At 65.8% G+C, this 16,605-nt stretch carries 17 protein-coding genes and 1 pseudogene; 6 read left to right on the plus strand and 12 right to left on the minus strand.

What is annotated here, in order from left to right:
- Positions 1 to 49: 49 nt before the first annotated feature.
- The 6 genes from IVA96_RS01015 to IVA96_RS01040 form a co-directional block, all read right to left on the minus strand.
- Positions 50 to 883 (minus strand): shikimate dehydrogenase, encoded by an 834-nt coding sequence (locus tag IVA96_RS01015; RefSeq protein ID WP_247277508.1) that lies wholly within the window; start codon positions 881 to 883, stop codon positions 50 to 52.
- Positions 884 to 975: 92 nt separating this feature from the next.
- Positions 976 to 2,718 carry a SulP family inorganic anion transporter gene (locus IVA96_RS01020; RefSeq protein ID WP_247277509.1) on the minus strand — a complete coding sequence of 581 codons (1,743 nt, stop codon included), beginning with the start codon at positions 2,716 to 2,718 and terminating at the stop codon, positions 976 to 978.
- 93 nt (positions 2,719 to 2,811) lie between these two features.
- The gene (locus IVA96_RS01025) at positions 2,812 to 3,084 is read right to left on the minus strand and encodes a helix-turn-helix transcriptional regulator (protein ID WP_247277510.1); all 273 of its coding nucleotides are present in this window, start codon (positions 3,082 to 3,084) and stop codon (positions 2,812 to 2,814) included.
- Between the two features lie 207 nt (positions 3,085 to 3,291).
- Complete coding sequence (locus IVA96_RS01030; RefSeq protein ID WP_247277511.1) at positions 3,292 to 5,340, minus strand: elongation factor G; 2,049 nt, start codon at positions 5,338 to 5,340, stop codon at positions 3,292 to 3,294.
- 223 nt (positions 5,341 to 5,563) lie between these two features.
- Positions 5,564 to 6,043 carry a DUF992 domain-containing protein gene (locus IVA96_RS01035; RefSeq protein WP_247277512.1) on the minus strand — a complete coding sequence of 160 codons (480 nt, stop codon included), beginning with the start codon at positions 6,041 to 6,043 and terminating at the stop codon, positions 5,564 to 5,566.
- A gap of 160 nt (positions 6,044 to 6,203) precedes the next feature.
- A complete protein-coding gene (locus tag IVA96_RS01040; protein WP_247277513.1) occupies positions 6,204 to 7,406 on the minus strand; it encodes a pyridoxal phosphate-dependent aminotransferase in 1,203 nt (400 codons plus the stop codon).
- A 632-nt stretch (positions 7,407 to 8,038) separates the two neighbouring features.
- Between IVA96_RS01040 and IVA96_RS01045 the strand changes: the two genes are divergently transcribed.
- From IVA96_RS01045 to IVA96_RS01065, 5 genes are all read left to right on the plus strand, one after another.
- Entirely contained in the window at positions 8,039 to 8,689 is a 651-nt protein-coding gene (locus tag IVA96_RS01045) for a glutathione S-transferase family protein (protein ID WP_247277514.1), read from the plus strand.
- Positions 8,690 to 8,845: 156 nt separating this feature from the next.
- Positions 8,846 to 9,022 (plus strand): hypothetical protein, encoded by a 177-nt coding sequence (locus tag IVA96_RS01050; protein ID WP_247277515.1) that lies wholly within the window; start codon positions 8,846 to 8,848, stop codon positions 9,020 to 9,022.
- A gap of 73 nt (positions 9,023 to 9,095) precedes the next feature.
- Positions 9,096 to 9,254 (plus strand): hypothetical protein, encoded by a 159-nt coding sequence (locus IVA96_RS01055; RefSeq protein WP_247277516.1) that lies wholly within the window; start codon positions 9,096 to 9,098, stop codon positions 9,252 to 9,254.
- 128 nt (positions 9,255 to 9,382) lie between these two features.
- Positions 9,383 to 10,195: a PAS-domain containing protein gene (locus IVA96_RS01060; protein WP_247415006.1), complete on the plus strand. Its 813-nt coding sequence runs from the start codon at positions 9,383 to 9,385 to the stop codon at positions 10,193 to 10,195.
- 89 nt (positions 10,196 to 10,284) lie between these two features.
- Complete coding sequence (locus tag IVA96_RS01065; RefSeq protein ID WP_247415008.1) at positions 10,285 to 10,740, plus strand: GNAT family N-acetyltransferase; 456 nt, start codon at positions 10,285 to 10,287, stop codon at positions 10,738 to 10,740.
- A 165-nt stretch (positions 10,741 to 10,905) separates the two neighbouring features.
- Here the strand turns inward: IVA96_RS01065 and IVA96_RS01070 are convergent, their stop codons facing one another.
- From IVA96_RS01070 to IVA96_RS01080, 3 genes are all read right to left on the minus strand, one after another.
- Positions 10,906 to 11,229, minus strand: coding sequence for an antibiotic biosynthesis monooxygenase (locus IVA96_RS01070; RefSeq protein WP_247415110.1), 324 nt, complete (start codon positions 11,227 to 11,229; stop codon positions 10,906 to 10,908).
- Between the two features lie 123 nt (positions 11,230 to 11,352).
- Entirely contained in the window at positions 11,353 to 12,576 is a 1,224-nt protein-coding gene (locus IVA96_RS01075) for a DUF1501 domain-containing protein (RefSeq protein WP_247415010.1), read from the minus strand.
- Complete coding sequence (locus IVA96_RS01080) at positions 12,573 to 14,129, minus strand: DUF1800 family protein (RefSeq protein ID WP_247415011.1); 1,557 nt, start codon at positions 14,127 to 14,129, stop codon at positions 12,573 to 12,575. The genes IVA96_RS01075 and IVA96_RS01080 overlap by 4 nt, the downstream gene beginning before the upstream one ends.
- 114 nt (positions 14,130 to 14,243) lie before the next feature.
- On the opposite strand from IVA96_RS01080, the gene IVA96_RS01085 reads away from it, so the two are divergent.
- Entirely contained in the window at positions 14,244 to 14,441 is a 198-nt protein-coding gene (locus IVA96_RS01085) for a cysteine-rich CWC family protein (protein WP_247277521.1), read from the plus strand.
- 161 nt (positions 14,442 to 14,602) lie between these two features.
- Here the strand turns inward: IVA96_RS01085 and IVA96_RS01090 are convergent, their stop codons facing one another.
- The 3 genes and pseudogenes from IVA96_RS01090 to IVA96_RS01100 all read right to left on the minus strand — a co-directional run bounded on the left by IVA96_RS01090 (position 14,603) and on the right by IVA96_RS01100 (position 16,458).
- Positions 14,603 to 15,301: a glutathione S-transferase family protein gene (locus tag IVA96_RS01090; protein WP_247415013.1), complete on the minus strand. Its 699-nt coding sequence runs from the start codon at positions 15,299 to 15,301 to the stop codon at positions 14,603 to 14,605.
- A 157-nt stretch (positions 15,302 to 15,458) separates the two neighbouring features.
- A complete protein-coding gene (locus IVA96_RS01095; RefSeq protein WP_247415015.1) occupies positions 15,459 to 15,689 on the minus strand; it encodes a hypothetical protein in 231 nt (76 codons plus the stop codon).
- Positions 15,686 to 16,458 (minus strand): annotated as a pseudogene (locus tag IVA96_RS01100) (sulfite exporter TauE/SafE family protein). Before IVA96_RS01100 ends, IVA96_RS01095 begins: the two are co-directional and overlap by 4 nt.
- Positions 16,459 to 16,605: the final 147 nt, after the last annotated feature.

Below are 16,605 nucleotides of genomic sequence, written 5' to 3' on the forward strand. Positions count from 1 at the left end.
TCCGGTTGTCCCCACGGAGATAGAACTCCGGAACAGCCGCGCCATTCTCTCAAGTCTTTGTGAGATCGGCCTCGACCAGCGCGCGCAGCTCGGTGGTGACTTCAGGACGCCGGCCGAACCACAGCTCGAAGCCGCGCACCGCCTGGTGCAGCAACATGCCGAGCCCGTCGGCGGTCTTCAGCCCGTGCGCTTTGGCTGCCGCAAGCAGCGGCGTCACCAGCGGGACATAAACGAGATCGGCGACCACCGCCGCCTCCGGCAGGCGCGCCACATCGATATCGAGCGGAGGCTGGCCGTGCATGCCGAGCGAGGTCGTGTTCACGAGAAGTTTTGCACGCGGCAGCACGTCGTTGATGCTGTCCCATGTCACAGGATGCACCTTTGGCCCAAAGAGACTTGCCAGCGTCTCCGCCCGCGCGATGGTGCGATTGGCGAGATGGATGCGCTTGATGCCTTGCTCACGCAGGCCGAACACGACCGCGCGCGAGGAGCCGCCAGCCCCGAGGACCAGCGCCTCCTCAGCCGCATTCCAGCCGGGCGCGCTGGCGTCGAGATTGCCGATGAAGCCTTCGACGTCGGTATTGGTCGCGTGCAGCTCGCCGTCTTCGAACCACAGCGTATTGGCGGCACCCACAGCCGTTGCGCGCGCATCGGGTTTCGACAGCGCCAGCACGTCCTCCTTGTGCGGGATGGTGACGTTGGCGCCAACGAAGCCGCGCAGCGACAGCCGCAGCACGAAGTCACGCAAATCCTCGGGCGGGACAGCCTCGATGACGTAGCCGCCCTCGATCCCGAGCGTGCGCAGCCAGTAATGATGAATCAGCGGCGATCGCGAATGCGCCGCCGGCCATCCGATCAGACAAGCGGCGGGAGCCCTGGTCACGGTCGTCCTTCCCTCAAGCGATATGGAAGGCGATCCATTTCGCGTCCCGACGGCTCTGTCAAGCGCACGAGCGCCGCATCGCCACGGCGCCGTCAGCTCGCAGCAGCCTCATCGGCTGCAGAGCTCTTGATGTCAGCAATGGCGCGCTCGAGGCTCTGGCGATAGCGCGCGCGGGGCGGCGTCACGCCATGGGTGAGCAGCGCGCGGCGAACCGCTGGCGAGGCGCCCGTGATGAACAGCCTGATGCCCTGGCGATGAGCCCTCGCGGCGACGCGCCCGAGCACGTTCGCCGCGGTGGAGTCCAGGAACGGCACCGCGGCGAAATCGACCACGAAGGCCTTGCGCCGGTCGGCGATGCCGTCGAGCACGCTTCCGATCGCAGAGGCGGCGCCGAAGAAGAACGCGCCGGTGATGCGATAGACCAGCACGTCGCGGTCCACCGCAAGCGCGGGGTCGTAGGGAATGCGCGAACCGTTGCCGTCGTCGGGACGATCGGCGGCCACGAGCGGCGTGCGCTCCTCGATGCCCGTCGTCTCCGCCATGCGGTGGATGAACAGCACCGCGCCGAGCGCGAAGCCGACCAGAATGCCTTCGGTGAGATCGCGAAAGATCGTGAGCAGGAAGGTCGCGAGCAGCACGACGGCATCGCCCCATGACGAGCGCAGCAGCGTCGCGAATTCGTGCTTCTCCGCCATGGTCCAGGCCACGACCACGAGCACGGAGGCGAGCGCAGCCAGCGGAATGTAGCTTGCGAGCGGCGCCGCGATCAGCATGAACAACAGCAGGAAGAACGCGTGCAGCATCCCCGCGAGCGGCCCGCGCGCGCCAGCGCGGATATTGGTCGCGGTGCGCGCGATCAGGCCGGTGACGCAGATGCCGCCGAACAGCGCCGAGCCGATATTGGCGGCGCCTTGCGCCACCAGCTCGCAATTGGAACGGTGGCGGCGTCCGGTCATGCCGTCGGCCACCACTGCCGATAGCAGCGATTCGATCGCCGCCAGCAGCGCGAACGCAATCGCATCCGGCAGCACGGCCCTTGCCTTCTCAAGCGAGAAGGCGGGCAGCGCTGGCGACGGCAGCTCGCGCGGAATGCCGCCGAAGCGCGAGCCGATGGTCTCGACCGGCAGCGACAATACGGCAGTTGCGACCGCCGCAAACACGACCGCGATCAGGATGCCGGGCCAGGACGGCCGCCAGCGACGCAACACGCCAATGATGACGATGCTGACGATCGCGACCGCGACGGCGGCTGGATTGACGGTGTTGAGGCCGCCGGCGAGCGCAACGAGTTTCGGGACGAATTCGCTGGGCTCTTTTCCCGCAAGCGTGATGCCGCCGAGATCGCGGAGCTGGCTCGCAAAGATGATGACGGCGATGCCGGCAGTGAAGCCGACGGTTACGGGATAGGGAATGAACTTGATGTAGGTGCCGACCCGCAACAGGCCCGCCGTGACCAGGAACAGCCCCGCCATCAGGGTGGCGAGGATGACGCCCTCGACGCCGTGCCGCTCGGCCGTCACCGCAACCAGGACGATGAAAGCGCCCGCGGGTCCGCCGATCTGGAAACGGCTGCCGCCGAGCAGCGACACGATGAAGCCGCCGATAACGGCGGTGTAGAGGCCGCGATCCGGTGTCACGCCCGATGCGATCGCGATCGCCATCGACAGCGGCAACGCCACGATCGCGACCGTGAGGCCGGCGAAGACGTCGGCGCGAAAGTCCGCGGCGCCGTATCCCTCACGCCAGACGGTGACGAGCTTTGGCAAGTATAATTCGGCAAAAGTCGGCCGGCGAAGCTGATGCAGTCTGCCCGCGTGATCGCTTGTGATGCTCATGCCCCACGATGCTCCGAAGCATCGTGCGTCCCGTGTTGCCGAGGTGCGACGATGCGCTAGCCCATCCTGATCCCGAGCATGATCAACGCCCGATCATGCCCCCACCCGCCGCGGCGGCCCCGGCTGCTTGAGGCGAACGCCGCGCCCGCCGCTGTCGCTGCGGGCCTGCTCGCCGATCAGCTCGACGCCCGCCCGATCGAACGCCTCGACCACCTTGATCAGGGTCTCGACCACGCCGCGAACATTGCCGGTGCTGGCTTCCATCCGCTGGATGGTCGGCAGCGAAACGCCGGCGAGTTCGGCCAGGGTTTTCTGGTCAATGCCGAGCAGCGCGCGCGCTGCCCGCATCTGGAACGACGTGATCACCGTGGCCTCACGTATCAGAATCTATAAATGATATCTGGAGCATATACAATGATGCAAAATACATCATTCGGGGCCAACCGCAAGGGTTTCATGGGCTGCCCATGTCTGTCTCTCTGCAATCAATAAAGGTTGACAAGCCAGCGTCTCCCCTCGCCCTCTCCGCGCAAGGGCGGGGAGAGGGTAAGGGGACTGTGCTTCCCCAATAGATCACGCCGCGTGCTGATGAGCGGCGATGATCTGGTCGGCGGCGCGGCCGGTCACTTCGGCCATGTGGTCGAACTGGCGGGTGAAGCTGCCGGCGCCGGCGGTGGCCGAGCGCAGCTCGACGATCAGCTCACCGATCTCGGCTTCCGGCATCATGGCGCGGACGCAGTCCCAGCCGCTCCAGCCGTCTCGGGTGTCGAAGCCGAGGATCTGGCCACGCCGCGCCGACAGGATCGCGTTGATCTTGGCGGTGGCATCGGTCGGGCAGACGATCTCGACCATGTGGATCGGCTCGAGCAAGACCGGCTGGCATTGCGGCAGGCCCTCGTTGAGCCCGATCCGTGCCGCCGTGCGGAAGGCGAGGTCGGAGGAATCGACGCTGTGATAGGAGCCGTCGGTCAGCGTCACCTGCACGTCGGTGACAGGGAAGCCGAGCGGGCCGCGCGCCAATCCGTCGACGACGCCTTCCTCCACCGCGGGGATGTAATTGCGCGGCACCGCGCCGCCCACCACTTTTTCGGCGAACTTGAAGCCATCGCCGCGCGGCAGCGGCCTGATTTCGAGCACGACGTCGCCGAACTGGCCGTGACCGCCGGACTGCTTCTTGTGGCGGCCACGCTGGACGATCGGCTTGCGGATGGTCTCCTGATAACCGATCGCGGGCGGGTGCGAGGTGACCTTGACGCCGAAGCGGTCGCGCAGCCGCTCGCCGGCGACCCGCAGATGCATTTCGCCCTGGCCCCACAGCACGGTGTCGTGGGTCCGGGCGTTCTGCACGACCACCAGCGATGGATCCTCCTCGTGCAGGCGGGCCATCGCCTGGCCGAGCTTCACGTCGTCCTTGCGATCGGTCGCCGCGATCGAGATCGCGAGCACCGGCGGCGTCGGCTCCACGGTGACGAGCGCAGCCGGCGGGGTCTTGCCGCTCGAGACAGTGTCGCCGGTCTTCACGGGATCGAGCTTGGCGAGCGCGACGGTGTCGCCGGCTTCGGCCGAGGCACGCTTGGTGTCGTAGGCGCCATTGACGGCGAGGATGCCGGAGATGCGCCCCGCGCCGCCGGAAGAGGATTGCAGCGTGGCGCCGTCGTCGAGATGGCCGGCGAGCAGCCGCGTCAGCGACAATTTTCCGCCATGCTGCGAATGCAACGTCTTGAAGACGTAGCCGAGCGCATCCTTGGTCTCGGGAACGCCGAGACGTTTTGCGGTCTCCGCGACGCCCGGCGCCTCATGGCGCAGCGCCTTCATCAGGCGCAGCACGCCGTTTTCGCGCGCGGCGGCGCCCAGCAGTACCGGACAGATCAGCCCTTCGCGCAATTCACGGGCGAGATCGTCGAACACGGCATCGCGCGGCGGCTGGATGTCCTCGAGAAGCTGCTCCATCAGCGCATCGTCGTGATCGGCGAGCTTCTCCAGCATCGAGAAGCGGGCCTCTTTCTCGCGGTCGAGATTGCCGCCTTCGAGCGCGATCACCTCGGAGGCTTTGTGTTCGCGATAGATGAAGGCGCGCTCGAGCGCGAGATCGACGAAGCCCTCGATCAGCTCGCTTTTCCAGATCGGGATCTGGCGCAGTACCAGCGGCACGCGTGAGGCGGGCTGTAGCGTTGCGAGGCTCTCGCGGACGCGCTCGGTGGCGCGATCGATCTTGTTGAGGAACAGGAAACGCGGGATCTTCAGCTCTTCCAGTTCGCGCAGGATGATCTGAAGCTGCGGCAGCTTCTTCTCGTCGGCCTCGCAAACCACGACCGCGGCGTCGACCGCAGGCAGCACGGCGCGCATGTCATAGGCGAATTCAACGGAACCGGGACAGTCGAGGAAGGTGTAGCTGTCGCCCATGAAGGTCGTGGTGGCGGCAGTCAGGCCGACGGTCATCTTGTGATGACGGGCCTCGGGCGTGGCGTCACCGACAGAAGTTCCGGCATCGACGCTGCCGGCGCGGGGGATTGCGCCCGTTCGCGCTAGGATTGCTTCGAGAAGCGTGGTTTTACCGCTTTGGAATGGGCCCACTAGCGCAATGCACCGTGGACCTCGGGGACTTCTGACGTCCTGTCCCATTCGCCGCCTCCTTTTTTGTGGAGCTCGGCCCATGATTGGGTCGGCAAGCGCAGATGCTCTGCCCGTCCCCGAGATTTGGCAAGCATCAAACGTCGCTGCGGTGCGTCGTCGGCTCGATCAAGACTTCAACTCTTGACGATTGGTACGACTATCGGCCCGAGCGTTCCACCTCTCCGCGACGGGGGAGGCGAGCCGCCGCCGGTGCAGTTAGAATTGACGGCAATCAGCGGCCCGGACGGAGTTCCAGACTCTCCAGACCGGCGGCGACGTTGAGGCCGACCTGGCCCTGCACGCTGAGCGGCTGAAGGGCGATCGAATTGTTGGAGCCGCCGACCAGCACGTTGCCCCCAAGGCCGACGCCGACCGAGGCGCTGCCCTGCGCGCCGGCGTAATTGCCGGAGAGATCGCCGGGGCCGAGCCGGTCGACCGGCGCGAACACGCCCCAGGCGAGCGCCGTCTCCTGGGTGATGCCGATGTCGAGACCAACTTTGCGGATGGTCGCGACGTAGCGGTCGTCGGGTAGACCATCGGCGCGCAGCACGCAGCCGAGATGGGTCACCGATCCCACGATGAAGCCGACGCTGGCGCCGCCGCGGCACTCGAGCACGCCGACCCGTGCCATCCGCTGCTGCGCGCCGGCGGCAGCGACGGAGACAACGAGGCTTGCCGCTGCGAGCCCGGAGAGGAGGAACGAACGGCGCATGAAACGTCTCCGGCGATGATGGGGTGCGAGCAGGAAGGCGCGGCACACGCCGCATGATGGTCTATGCCACAATAGTTGTGGTGGGGCCAGCTCGCGCGGACGCGACAGAAAAAGGGCCCACTAACCGCGGGCCCTTTGATTTCACGTCGTTGCTGCGCGCTTACCGCAGATTGCCGCAGAAGCGCTGGATGCGCTTGCAGGCGTCTTCGAGGTCCGAAGTCTTGGTCGCATAGGAGATGCGGAACGCCGGTCCCAGGCCGAAAGCCGACCCCTGCACCACGGCGACGCCTTCGGTTTCCAGCAGCTCGGTGACGAACGTCTCGTCATTGTCGATCACCTTGCCCGACGGCGCGGTCTTGCCGATCGTGCCGGCGCAGGACGGATAGACGTAGAACGCCCCTTCCGGCCGCGGGCACTCGATGCCTTTGGCCTGATTGAGCATGGAGACGACGAGATCGCGGCGCTCCTTGAACACCTTGTTGTTGGCTGGGATGAAGTCCTGCGGACCGTTCAGCGCTTCGACCGCAGCCCATTGCGCAATGGACGACGGGTTCGAGGTCGACTGCGACTGGATCGTCGACATCGCCTTGATCAGCTGCGCCGGGCCGCCGGCATAGCCGATGCGCCAGCCGGTCATGCAATAGGCCTTCGACACGCCGTTCACGGTGAGTGTGCGGTCGTAGAGTTTCGGCTCGACCTGCGCGACCGTGGTGAACTGGAAGTCGTCATAGACGAGATGCTCGTACATGTCGTCGGTCATCACCCAGACGTGGGGATGCCTGAGCAGCACGTCGGTGAGCGCCTTCAGCTCGGACTTGGTGTAGGCAGCTCCCGTCGGGTTCGACGGCGAGCACAGGATCACCCATTTGGTCTTCGGCGTGATCGCGCGCTCCAGCGCCTCCGCCTGAAGCTTGAAGCCTGTCGCAGCGGTGCAGACCACCGGTACCGGCTCGCCACCGGCGAGCGCCACCATCTCGGGATAGCTGACCCAATAGGGCGCGGGAATGATCACCTCGTCGCCCGGATTGATGGTCGCCATCAGCGCGTTGTAGAGCACCTGCTTGCCGCCTGTGCCGACGATGATCTGGTTCGGCTTGTAGACGACGCCGTTCTCGCGCTGAAACTTGGCGATGATGGCTTCCTTCAACTCGGGAATGCCGTCGACCGCAGTGTACTTGGTCTTGCCGGCTTCGATAGCGCGGATCGCCGCCAGTTTGATGTTGGCGGGCGTGTCGAAATCGGGCTCGCCGGCGCCGAGGCCGATGACGTTGCGGCCCGCCGCTTTCAGCGCGCGTGCTTTATCCGTGACCGCGATGGTCGCGGACGGCTTCACACGGTCGAGCGCAGCGGCAAGGAAGGACATCGTCATCTCCTGACAAGCGTCGTGAAGCCCTTCGCCTCACGACTCCGATTGTGGGAATGAGCCACCCTAAAACGGGAGCCGCTGCACCGCAAGAAACTTCGGCCCGATCTCGAAGAAGTTTACGGATTTCCCGCGCTTCGAGGCGCGATTACCGCAATGTTCCGCAACTTTGCCAGCCAAATCCCTCATATCCGGCAAGGCTTGTCCTCGGAGCAATTTGTCGCTTCCGGCCGAAGTTTTCTCATGGCGCGCTTGCCGTCGTCTGAAGTTTCGCCGGCCCAAATGGCGAAGCCTTGGCGTAGCCGCGTCCCAGCCATCTACACCTGGCCGCGCGCACGAAGAACGTGGATGCCTCGGACAAGCCCGGGCATGACGGCGCGCTGCATCCAAATCGCATGCGATCGTCGCCGACCTCACGAATGCCCGACGCAACGCGCCCGTGCTCTAACGCAAGCGTGATCTCGTTTGCGCGGTCGCGCGGAAATGATCTTTCGTGGCGTTGCAGTGCGGTAGGGATTTCGAGTTTTTCTATTGGCTGGCTCTTGCAGCGGATTCGCATCGGCATCATTGTTTAGCCGCGCTGCAGGGCAGCCAGCGCCGCGCCTTCCCGTCCTCGGAAACGAACTCCCAGAATGTACAAACTCTATTCGATGCAGCGCTCCGGCAACAGCTACAAGGTCCGCCTTGCGCTGGCGCTGCTCAACGTGCCTTACGAAGCCATCGAGGTCGACATTCTGCGCGGCGAGAGCCGCACGCCGGACTTTCTGGCGAAGAACCCGTCGGGCCAGGTGCCGCTGCTCGAGGTCGGCGGCGACCGCTATCTCGCCGAGTCCAACGCCATCCTCTGGTACGTCGCCGTCGGCACGCCGCTCGCGCCAGAGAACCGCATCGACCGCGCCGAGGCGCTGCAATGGATGTTCTTCGAGCAGCACGCGCTCGAGCCCAACATCGGCGCGGCCTATTTCTGGCTGTCGCTGGTCAAGGGCGGCCGCGATCTCCAGACCCATTCGCTCGAGGACTGGATGGAGCGCGGCTATGGCGCGCTCCAGGTCATGGAGAACCATCTCAAGACCAACGCCTATTTCGCCGCGCGCCAGCTGACGGTCGCCGACATCGCGCTCTACGGCTACACCCACCTCGCCGACCGCTGCGATTTCGACCTTTCGACCTTCCCGGCGATCCGGGACTGGCTGAAGCGCGTCGAATCTGCGCCCGGCTTCGTCACGATGGACTGGCGCCCGGCCGACGTCGACGACCCCGCCAGCATCGCCGTGGGCGCCTGACAGGCTAGTCCCCGCTGGCGAATAGCGGGCACAAGGGTCGTCTTTGCCGCAATCTCGCCGTTTTCGGCGCGACGGCCGCCGCAATGTTGCCCGTTGAAACGGTGAAATTGTCCCGCGTCGCGGGTGATTCGCTCGCGTGTTGAAGGATTTAGACCCATGACTCGGGCGTCCGGCACGGCAGGCTTCCAGGGCCGATCCGCCACCGTCGCGTCTTCCCGGCTGACCAATGCGGTCGCGGCCTCGCTCGCCGTCGCCGCGCTCTCGCTGTGCCTGATCGTCACGCTGACGGTCATGTCGACCAAGGCGACCATGGCAATGGGCCTGCCGATCTGATTCCCGTTTCATCCTGGACCAGCCTTCAAGCCGCCGTGTGGCCCTTGCCGACCGGCATTGCGACAGGACCTCGATGAAGTCACCTGTGGTAGTCGTTGCAATCACGCTGACTGCGGCCATCCTGGTCGCGGCGTCGCTGTTGATTTTCACCGGCATGCGCAAGAGCTCGGGCACCTCGACGCTGAATGCACCGTCGCTGCAACAGCGCCTCAGGCACTCGCACTTGGTCTAAAATCATCCGAAAGATTTGCGCTCCGCGGCAAGGGTCTCTTAAGCGCGCCGCGCGAAATCGCATCGCATCAGCGCAACGATGAGCCAGTGTTGCTGCGTTGCCTCGTTCAGGAGGAGCGAGACTGGCCCATGCGGCTCGGGTGGCGTGCGATCTCCGGTCCGGTGCTGACGGCAGCGACGCTGCTGCTGGCGATGCTGTTCGATCACTTCATCCCCACTCCCTCCCCTGCGCCGCTGTTGGTCTGCATCGTGGCGCTGGCCGGTGCGCTGTCGGGTCTCGCCTCCGCCATGACCAGCGCAGCCATCGCGGTCGCCGGCGCTGCGCTGCTCTTCCTTAACCAGCATGGCGTCTCCGGATACGGCATCGCAGACCTGGTCCGGCTCGGCCTGCTGGCAATCATGGCCGCCGGCACCGCAGCCGTCACCGGCCTGATGCGCGAGCGGCTGCTCGGCACGTTCGCGGGCGAGCGCCAGAGCCACGCTACCGCCGCGCGCTTGTCGGCCGCGCTCGACCAGATCGATATCGGCGTCGTGCTGCTCGATGCCGAGACCCGAGCCGAATTCATCAACCGCGCGTTCCGCGATTATTTTGCGGTGCCCGACCAGATCGCCGACCGCAAGCCGCCCTTCATCGCGCTGATGTATCACGGCCGCGATACCGGCGCGTTCGAGCTGCCCGAGGACGAGCTCGGCACCTTCATCGCGCAGCGCATGGAGATGGTGCGGATCGGCGATGCCAGGCCGATCAACATCGCCTTGCGCAATGGCGAGGTGCTGCGTTTCGTCTGCACCGCGCTGCCCGACGGCGGCCGCATGCTGAGCTACACGCCGGTGACCGATCTCGTACGCCACACCGACGCGCCCGCGCGTGCCGACTACTACCGCTCGCTGCGCGATCCGGCGAACCGAAGGCTGATCCGCTCTTTGCGCCTTGCAGAGTGATGCGACAGCAGGATTGATCGGCAGCGCGATAATCTCGTATCAAGGATGCCTCACCGGCCGTTCGCATCCTCCGAGCCCAGGAATTTCAGATGTCCCTCACCATTCGCTCCGTCACGAAGCAGGATTACGAACAATGGCTGCCGCTGTGGGACGGCTACAACACCTTCTACGGCCGTTCGGGCCCGACCGCGCTCGCGCCAGAGATCACGCGCATGACGTGGCAGCGTTTCTTCGACGCCTATGAGCCGGTGCATGCGCTGGTCGCCGAGAGCGACGGCCAATTGCTCGGACTGACGCATTATCTCTTCCATCGCAGCACCACCGCGATCGAGCCGTCCTGCTATTTGCAGGATTTGTTCACGCGCGAGGCCGCGCGCGGCAAGGGAGTTGCCTCCGCGCTGATCTATGGTGTGTATGAGCGGGCGAAACTGGCGGGGTCGCCGCGCGTCTATTGGCAAACGCACGAGACCAATGTCACCGCGCAGCGACTGTACGACAAGCTCGCGGAGCGGTCCGGCTTCATCGTCTATCGCAAGATATTCTAATCTCGCAGGCAGCGCCTGTGGATAATTCCTGCCTGTCACCCGCGCGTAACACAGCGGAACTACGCTGCACCTGCGTCTGGTCAGGCCCCCCGTCACCGATCAAGCGCCCCAAGCGGTCCCCGTCAGTCGCCGCGTCTGACAGGGGCCGCATTTTTTATGGCAGCGTCACTTGGCGCCGCGCCCGACCGTCTGCATCACCTCAAAACCTTCGAACTGGGGATGGCCGAGATAGATCGGCTTGTTGTCGCCAGCCCGGTGATGCGCCGCGCGAAATGCCTCCGACTTGGTCCACGCCTCGAACGCCGCGTAATTCGCCCACACCGTGTGCGAGGCGTAGAGCGTATGGTCTTCGAGCTCGGGACCCTTCAACAGATGGAATTCGACGAAGCCCGGCACCTTGTCCAGATGAGTGTCGCGCGTGAGCCAGACCTGCTCGAAAGCGGCCTCGGAGCCCTTGGCGACGCGGAACCGGTTCATGGCGATGTACATTGCGGTGATCTCCTGATGTCGCATCATTATCGCGTCATTCCGGGGCGCGCGGCAAGGCGCGGGCCCGGTATCCATTTTGCGATTCCGGGTTCGCGCTACGCGCCCCGGAATGACGGGCTGTTATTACGCCACCAGCCCCTTCATCGGCTTTGCGGCGGCGCTGTCTGGAAACACCGTCTCCGCCAGCACGCGATCGGACAGGCCAAATTGTCCTTGCAGCACGCCCTTGATCACGGAGCGCAGATCGGTAGTCGGCTTGAGGTCGCGCCCTTCGTGGAGGTTGGCAAGCTTGAGGCCGGGCCAATCGGCGATGACGCGGCCGCCCTTCACCGCGCCGCCGGCGAGCAGCGCCATCGTTCCCGTGCCGTGATCGGTGCCGTCAGTGCCGTTGATGCGCGCGGTGCGGCCGAACTCGGTGGCGACGACGACCACCGCGTCGCGCCAGCGTTCGCCGAGCCCGCTTTCGAATTCGGCGAGCGCGCCGTCGAGGCCGCCGAGCAGGAAGGCGAGACGCCCCACAGGCCCGCCTTCATTGGCGTGTGTGTCCCAGCCGTCGAAGGCGAGCGCCGCGATGCGCGGACCATCGTCGGCCGCCATCAATCTTGCCGCGCCGTGCGCCACCTGGCGCATCTGCGCGGCTGCGTTGCCGCCCTTCGGCTTCATGTCGTCGCCGCTTGCGGCCTTGTCGAGCTGAAGGCCTTGCGCCAAGGCCGTCGCCAGCACGGGATCGCGATGGCGGTAGAGCTCGACGAGGCGCATTGCAGTGTCGTCGTCGGCCTGCGGCAGCGCGACCGGCGCCCAGCCGACGGTCGGCGCATTGCCGCGCAGCACCAGCGGCGTGGTCGGGCCGACAGCGAGGCCGCTCGATACCCGCTCGCCGCGCGGTAGCACTTCCAGCGCGCGATTGAGCCAACCGGACTGCACCCGGCCCGGGCCGGCATAGCCGCTTTCGAGCACGTCCTGGCCGTCGAAATGCGAGCGATCGCGATACGGTGTTGCAACGGCGTGGATCACCGCGGCGTGCTTGTCGCGGTACATGCGTGCGAACTCCGGCATGGCGGGATGCAGCGCAAAGAAGCTATCGAGCATGGTCGCGGGGTGTGCGCCGTCAGCCGTGAGCGCGATCGAGCCGTGCAGGCCGGCGTAATCGGGGTCGCCGATCGGGGCAACGGTCGAAAGCCCGTCGAGCGCGCCGCGCAGGATCACCACGACCAGGCGCGGATCGTGCCCGTCGGCGCCGCGTGCGAATTTCGGCAGGTAGGCCCAGGCCGCGAAAGAGGCGCCGCCGAGCAGGAGCCCGCGGCGCGAGGCGAGGAGCCGGTTCTCGACGCAGTCGATCATTGTCATCTCCGCTGCATTTCCGGCGACATCAGCAGCAGCGCCAGCGCCTGCTGCCGCGACTCCGCGCGCTCGATGGTTCGTCGCGTCTCGATGGAGGCCGCATCGGCTGCGGCGAATTCCAGCAGGTCGAGCGGATCGATGGTGTTGCCGAGCCGCGAGCCGATTTGCGCCGCGATATCGAGCCTGAGCTTCATGCCCTCGGGTGCGGCCCAGGCTGCATTGGTGTCGGGAAAGCCGTTGGGCCCGGCCGGCGACCATAGCGGCTGCCCGAGCAGGTTGAGGCCATTGAGATAACGGCTCGGATCCTCCGGCACGCGCGCGAGCAGCCGGCCGCTCGCGACCAGGAAATCGTAAGGCGAGCGCATCTTGGTCAGCGGCGCTCTCCACGCTTGGTCGGAATCGACCAGCGCCATAGCAAGCGCCTTGAGGTCGCCATCGGTCTTGACGAAGATGTCGCGCAAACGCGCAACGAGAGACGGCGGCGGATCATCAGCAACGAAGTGGCGGACGAACTTGGTGGCGATGAAATTCGCGGTCGAGGGATGGCGCGCGAGGTCGGCGAGCGCGGCCTCGCCTTGCGCGAGGCCCGCCTGGCCGTAGGTCTTGCCGAGCAGGATCTGCGGCCCCGGCTGATGCGCATTGACGTTGAACACGAAGGAGCCGGGCGCCCCCAGCTGCCCCTGGCGGCCGGCGAAGGTCCAGCCCGTGATGATGCGCGCGAGCGAGGTGACATCGTCCTGCGTGTAGCCGCCGCCGACGCTGAGCGTATGCAGCTCCATGATCTCGCGCGCCAGATTCTCGTTCAGCCCGCGTTTGCGGTTTTGCCCCGCACGCGAATCCGGTCCGAGCGATTGCTGGTTATCGAGAAAGAACAGCATCGCCGGATGCTGCTCGACCGCCTTGAGCATGTCGGCGAAACGCCCGAGTACGTGCGGCCTGATCGCCTCGCGCTCGAACGCGCCGGCCCAGATCCGCGCCAGCTCGCCCTTGCTCGCGGAGATGCAGAAATGGTTGGACCAGAACACGACGAGTCGCTCGGTGAAGCCGCACTCGACGAGGGTGGCCCGCTGCAACCGCGCCAGCGCCTCGGCGCGAAATGTCTTCTGGATGACGTTGAGCGGCTGCGGCGCGGGCTTTGCGGCGGGCGGCGCGCCGGGGCTGGGCTGCATGGCCTCCGGCTTCGCCGCGTTGTCCGCTGGTCTCGCATCCGCCATCTGGCCGGCGACCTCGCTTGCGGCTGCGTTCAGCGAGAGATTGCGGCGCAGGGCGGGCTTCTGATCGGCAGACGCTTGTGTCGGCGTTTCAGCGGCCGCCGTGGCCTTGGCGGCCTCGCGCGCCTGCTTGACCTCGTCCTGATAGGCGAACACCGCCTGCCCGAGCTGCGGCGTCGATTGCAGACCCGGCGCTTCCAGCAGCACGCCATTGGGACGCGCGAGCTCTGCCTTGACGAAACCGCGCGGGTCGGAGGCGGCATCGATGAGATCGCCGGACGCGCCGCCGCGGGCGCCGAAGCCGAAGCGGTTGAGCGCAACGAGGGCGGCTTGCGAATCACGGGCCATCGGTCTGTCCTTCGCGCGCCGGGAGCCGCTTTCCGAGTCCGTGCGCAAGGCATAATATACCGCAGCGGCCAATGAACCCGACATGAAAATGACGGCCTAGCTTCGACGTAAATCATGACAAATCAGCAAGAATCTGCGTTGCCAGAATCCCGCCGCCTCGCCTGCTCCCGCTGCGGCGCCGAGTTTGGCTGCGACCTCTCGGGCAGCTGCTGGTGCGCGGAGGAGACGGCAAGACTGCCAATGCCAGTCGAGGGCGAGGATTGTTTGTGCCGGGCATGTTTGCGGCAGGCGGCGGCGAGTGCTGCTCGTTAGGCACGAGAGCCGACCACGCTTTCCGTGTCGTGAGCCGGGAGGACCCATTACCCCGGCGAGCACGCCACGAAAATTCCCCGTTCGGTACCGTACCGCAAACGATCGATAGATCACGCGAGATGGGCCTGGCGTCGCCAGGACGACGATGGAGGGAGCCTACCCTACACCGCGAATCCCGGCGACCTGCGCGCCATGCCGTCGAACGCGTCGAGCAATTTTTCCCGCCACGCATAAACCGGATCATCGGCTTCCAGAAGCTTGAACGGGCTCACCACCCGCGCCCATTGAAAACCGCCGAACGCGATATAGTCGGCGTAGTTGGGAGCGGCGCCGCCCAGATAGGGCTGCTTCTTCAATGTCTGCCGCATCACCTCCAGCGACTTGCGGAACGCGATCACGCCGGTATCGCGGCTGGCCATGACCTGTTCCAGCGACTTGCCGCCGAAGCGTGCCTCGCGCGACTGGCGGAAATAGGCGGCGTCGACCTCGGCGAGGTTCTTCGGGATGTCGGCGACGATCAACGGAAAGATGCCGCCGACGATGGCGATGTCGCCGAAGGTATTGATCATGCGCGCCATCGCGCGACCGCCCTCGCCGCCGAACAACGATGCACGATCCGGAAAACTGTCTTCGAGATAATTCGCGATGGTCCACGAATCGACCACGGGCTTGCCGTGATGCAGCAGCACCGGGACTTTCTCGGAGCCATGCGGCGCAAGCGCGCTCTTCTCGGTGAAGCGCCAGGGCAGCGATTCCGCCGTCAGCTCCTTATGCGCGAGCGCCATCCGCGTGCGCCAGCAATACGGGCTGAACGGGCGCGCTGCGTCGGTGCCGACGAGTTCGTAGAGTTTGAGTGACATGAGAGGCCTCCGCTTGCTCCGTCATGGCGAGCCAACGGGGCCGCGCGAAGCGCGGCCCGATGACAGGCTCCGCGAAGCAATCCAGGCTGCCGCGGCAGAGACATTCTGGATTGCTTCGCTTACGCTCGCAATGGCGATGTCGAGACGGAAGTGCGCATCACCGCCGGTTCGTCCGCAGCAGCTTCTCGCCGCCCTCCGTCACTGCGATGATCAGCCCGATTCCCGGCACCGTCTTCCGCGCGACATAGCCGCGCTCAGTGGCGTCTTCCCAGATGGTAAGGCGCGGGCACGAGGTCTTCCAGGTCGCGATCACCTCGGCATAGGCGCGCGGCTCGCGTGCGACCCATTCGACGAAATCCAGCACCAGCGGATCGGCGGTCTCCCTCATTGCAAACCTCCCTTGTCGAAGGCGACCGCGACCTCCGTACGCAGCAGGAGCCAGCCGCCATAGGCGATGAGGCGATGGTGGTGATCAGCTTGTTCGACCAGGCTACGAATTGCTGGTCGGTCATGGCTTCAAGGATGCGGCGCGCCAGTGTGGTGCCGAGCATCGATGCTGCGATCGCGACGCCGGCGAGGACGGGATCGAGGCTCGCCGCCTGGTCGATGATGCCGCCGAAATAGACCAGCTTGGTGAAATGGCTGACCAGCTGGCACATCGCCTTGGTCGCCACCTTCTCGCGCCGGCCGAAATCGCCGCCGAGGAAGAAGGTGTCGAGCAGCGGGCCGGAGACGCCGGTCATCAGCATCAAGCCCATGCAGATCGAGCCGTAGACCGAGCCCTGCCAGACGCTGTCGGGGTTGGGCTTGATGTTTGACGGCAGCAGCCGCGCCATGAACGGCGTGATGCCGAGCAGCAGCAGCGCGACCGGCTTGTCCGGAACGTAGCGCGTGAGCGACCAGGCCGCGAGCGCGACCGCGCAGCCGGCGAGATAGTTCGCGACCGGGCGCCAGCGGATATGCGCGCGCCACAAAAACGCACGCCAGCCGTTCGAGGCCATCTGCGTGATCGCATGCAGCACCATGGCCGCCGGCAGCGGCATCAATGCCAGCAACACGCCGATCAGGATCAGCCCGCCCGCCATGCCGAACAGCCCGGACAGGAACGCGGTGGCGACCATCAGCATGCCAAGGGCAGCGATCACGATGGGCGCCACGAAAGGATTCTCCTCAACATAGGTAAGGGACGCAGGCTGCTGGCGCTCCCTCGCCTCGCTTGCGGCGAGAAGCGAAGAGCGCTGCGGCTGCCCGAAATCAACTTAGAATTACACTCGTTCTTGTGCCTCGCTTGCTCGCCACGTGCA

The sequence above is a fragment of the Bradyrhizobium sp. 159 genome (assembly GCF_023073795.1).
Classification (GTDB): Bacteria; Pseudomonadota; Alphaproteobacteria; order Rhizobiales; family Xanthobacteraceae; genus Bradyrhizobium.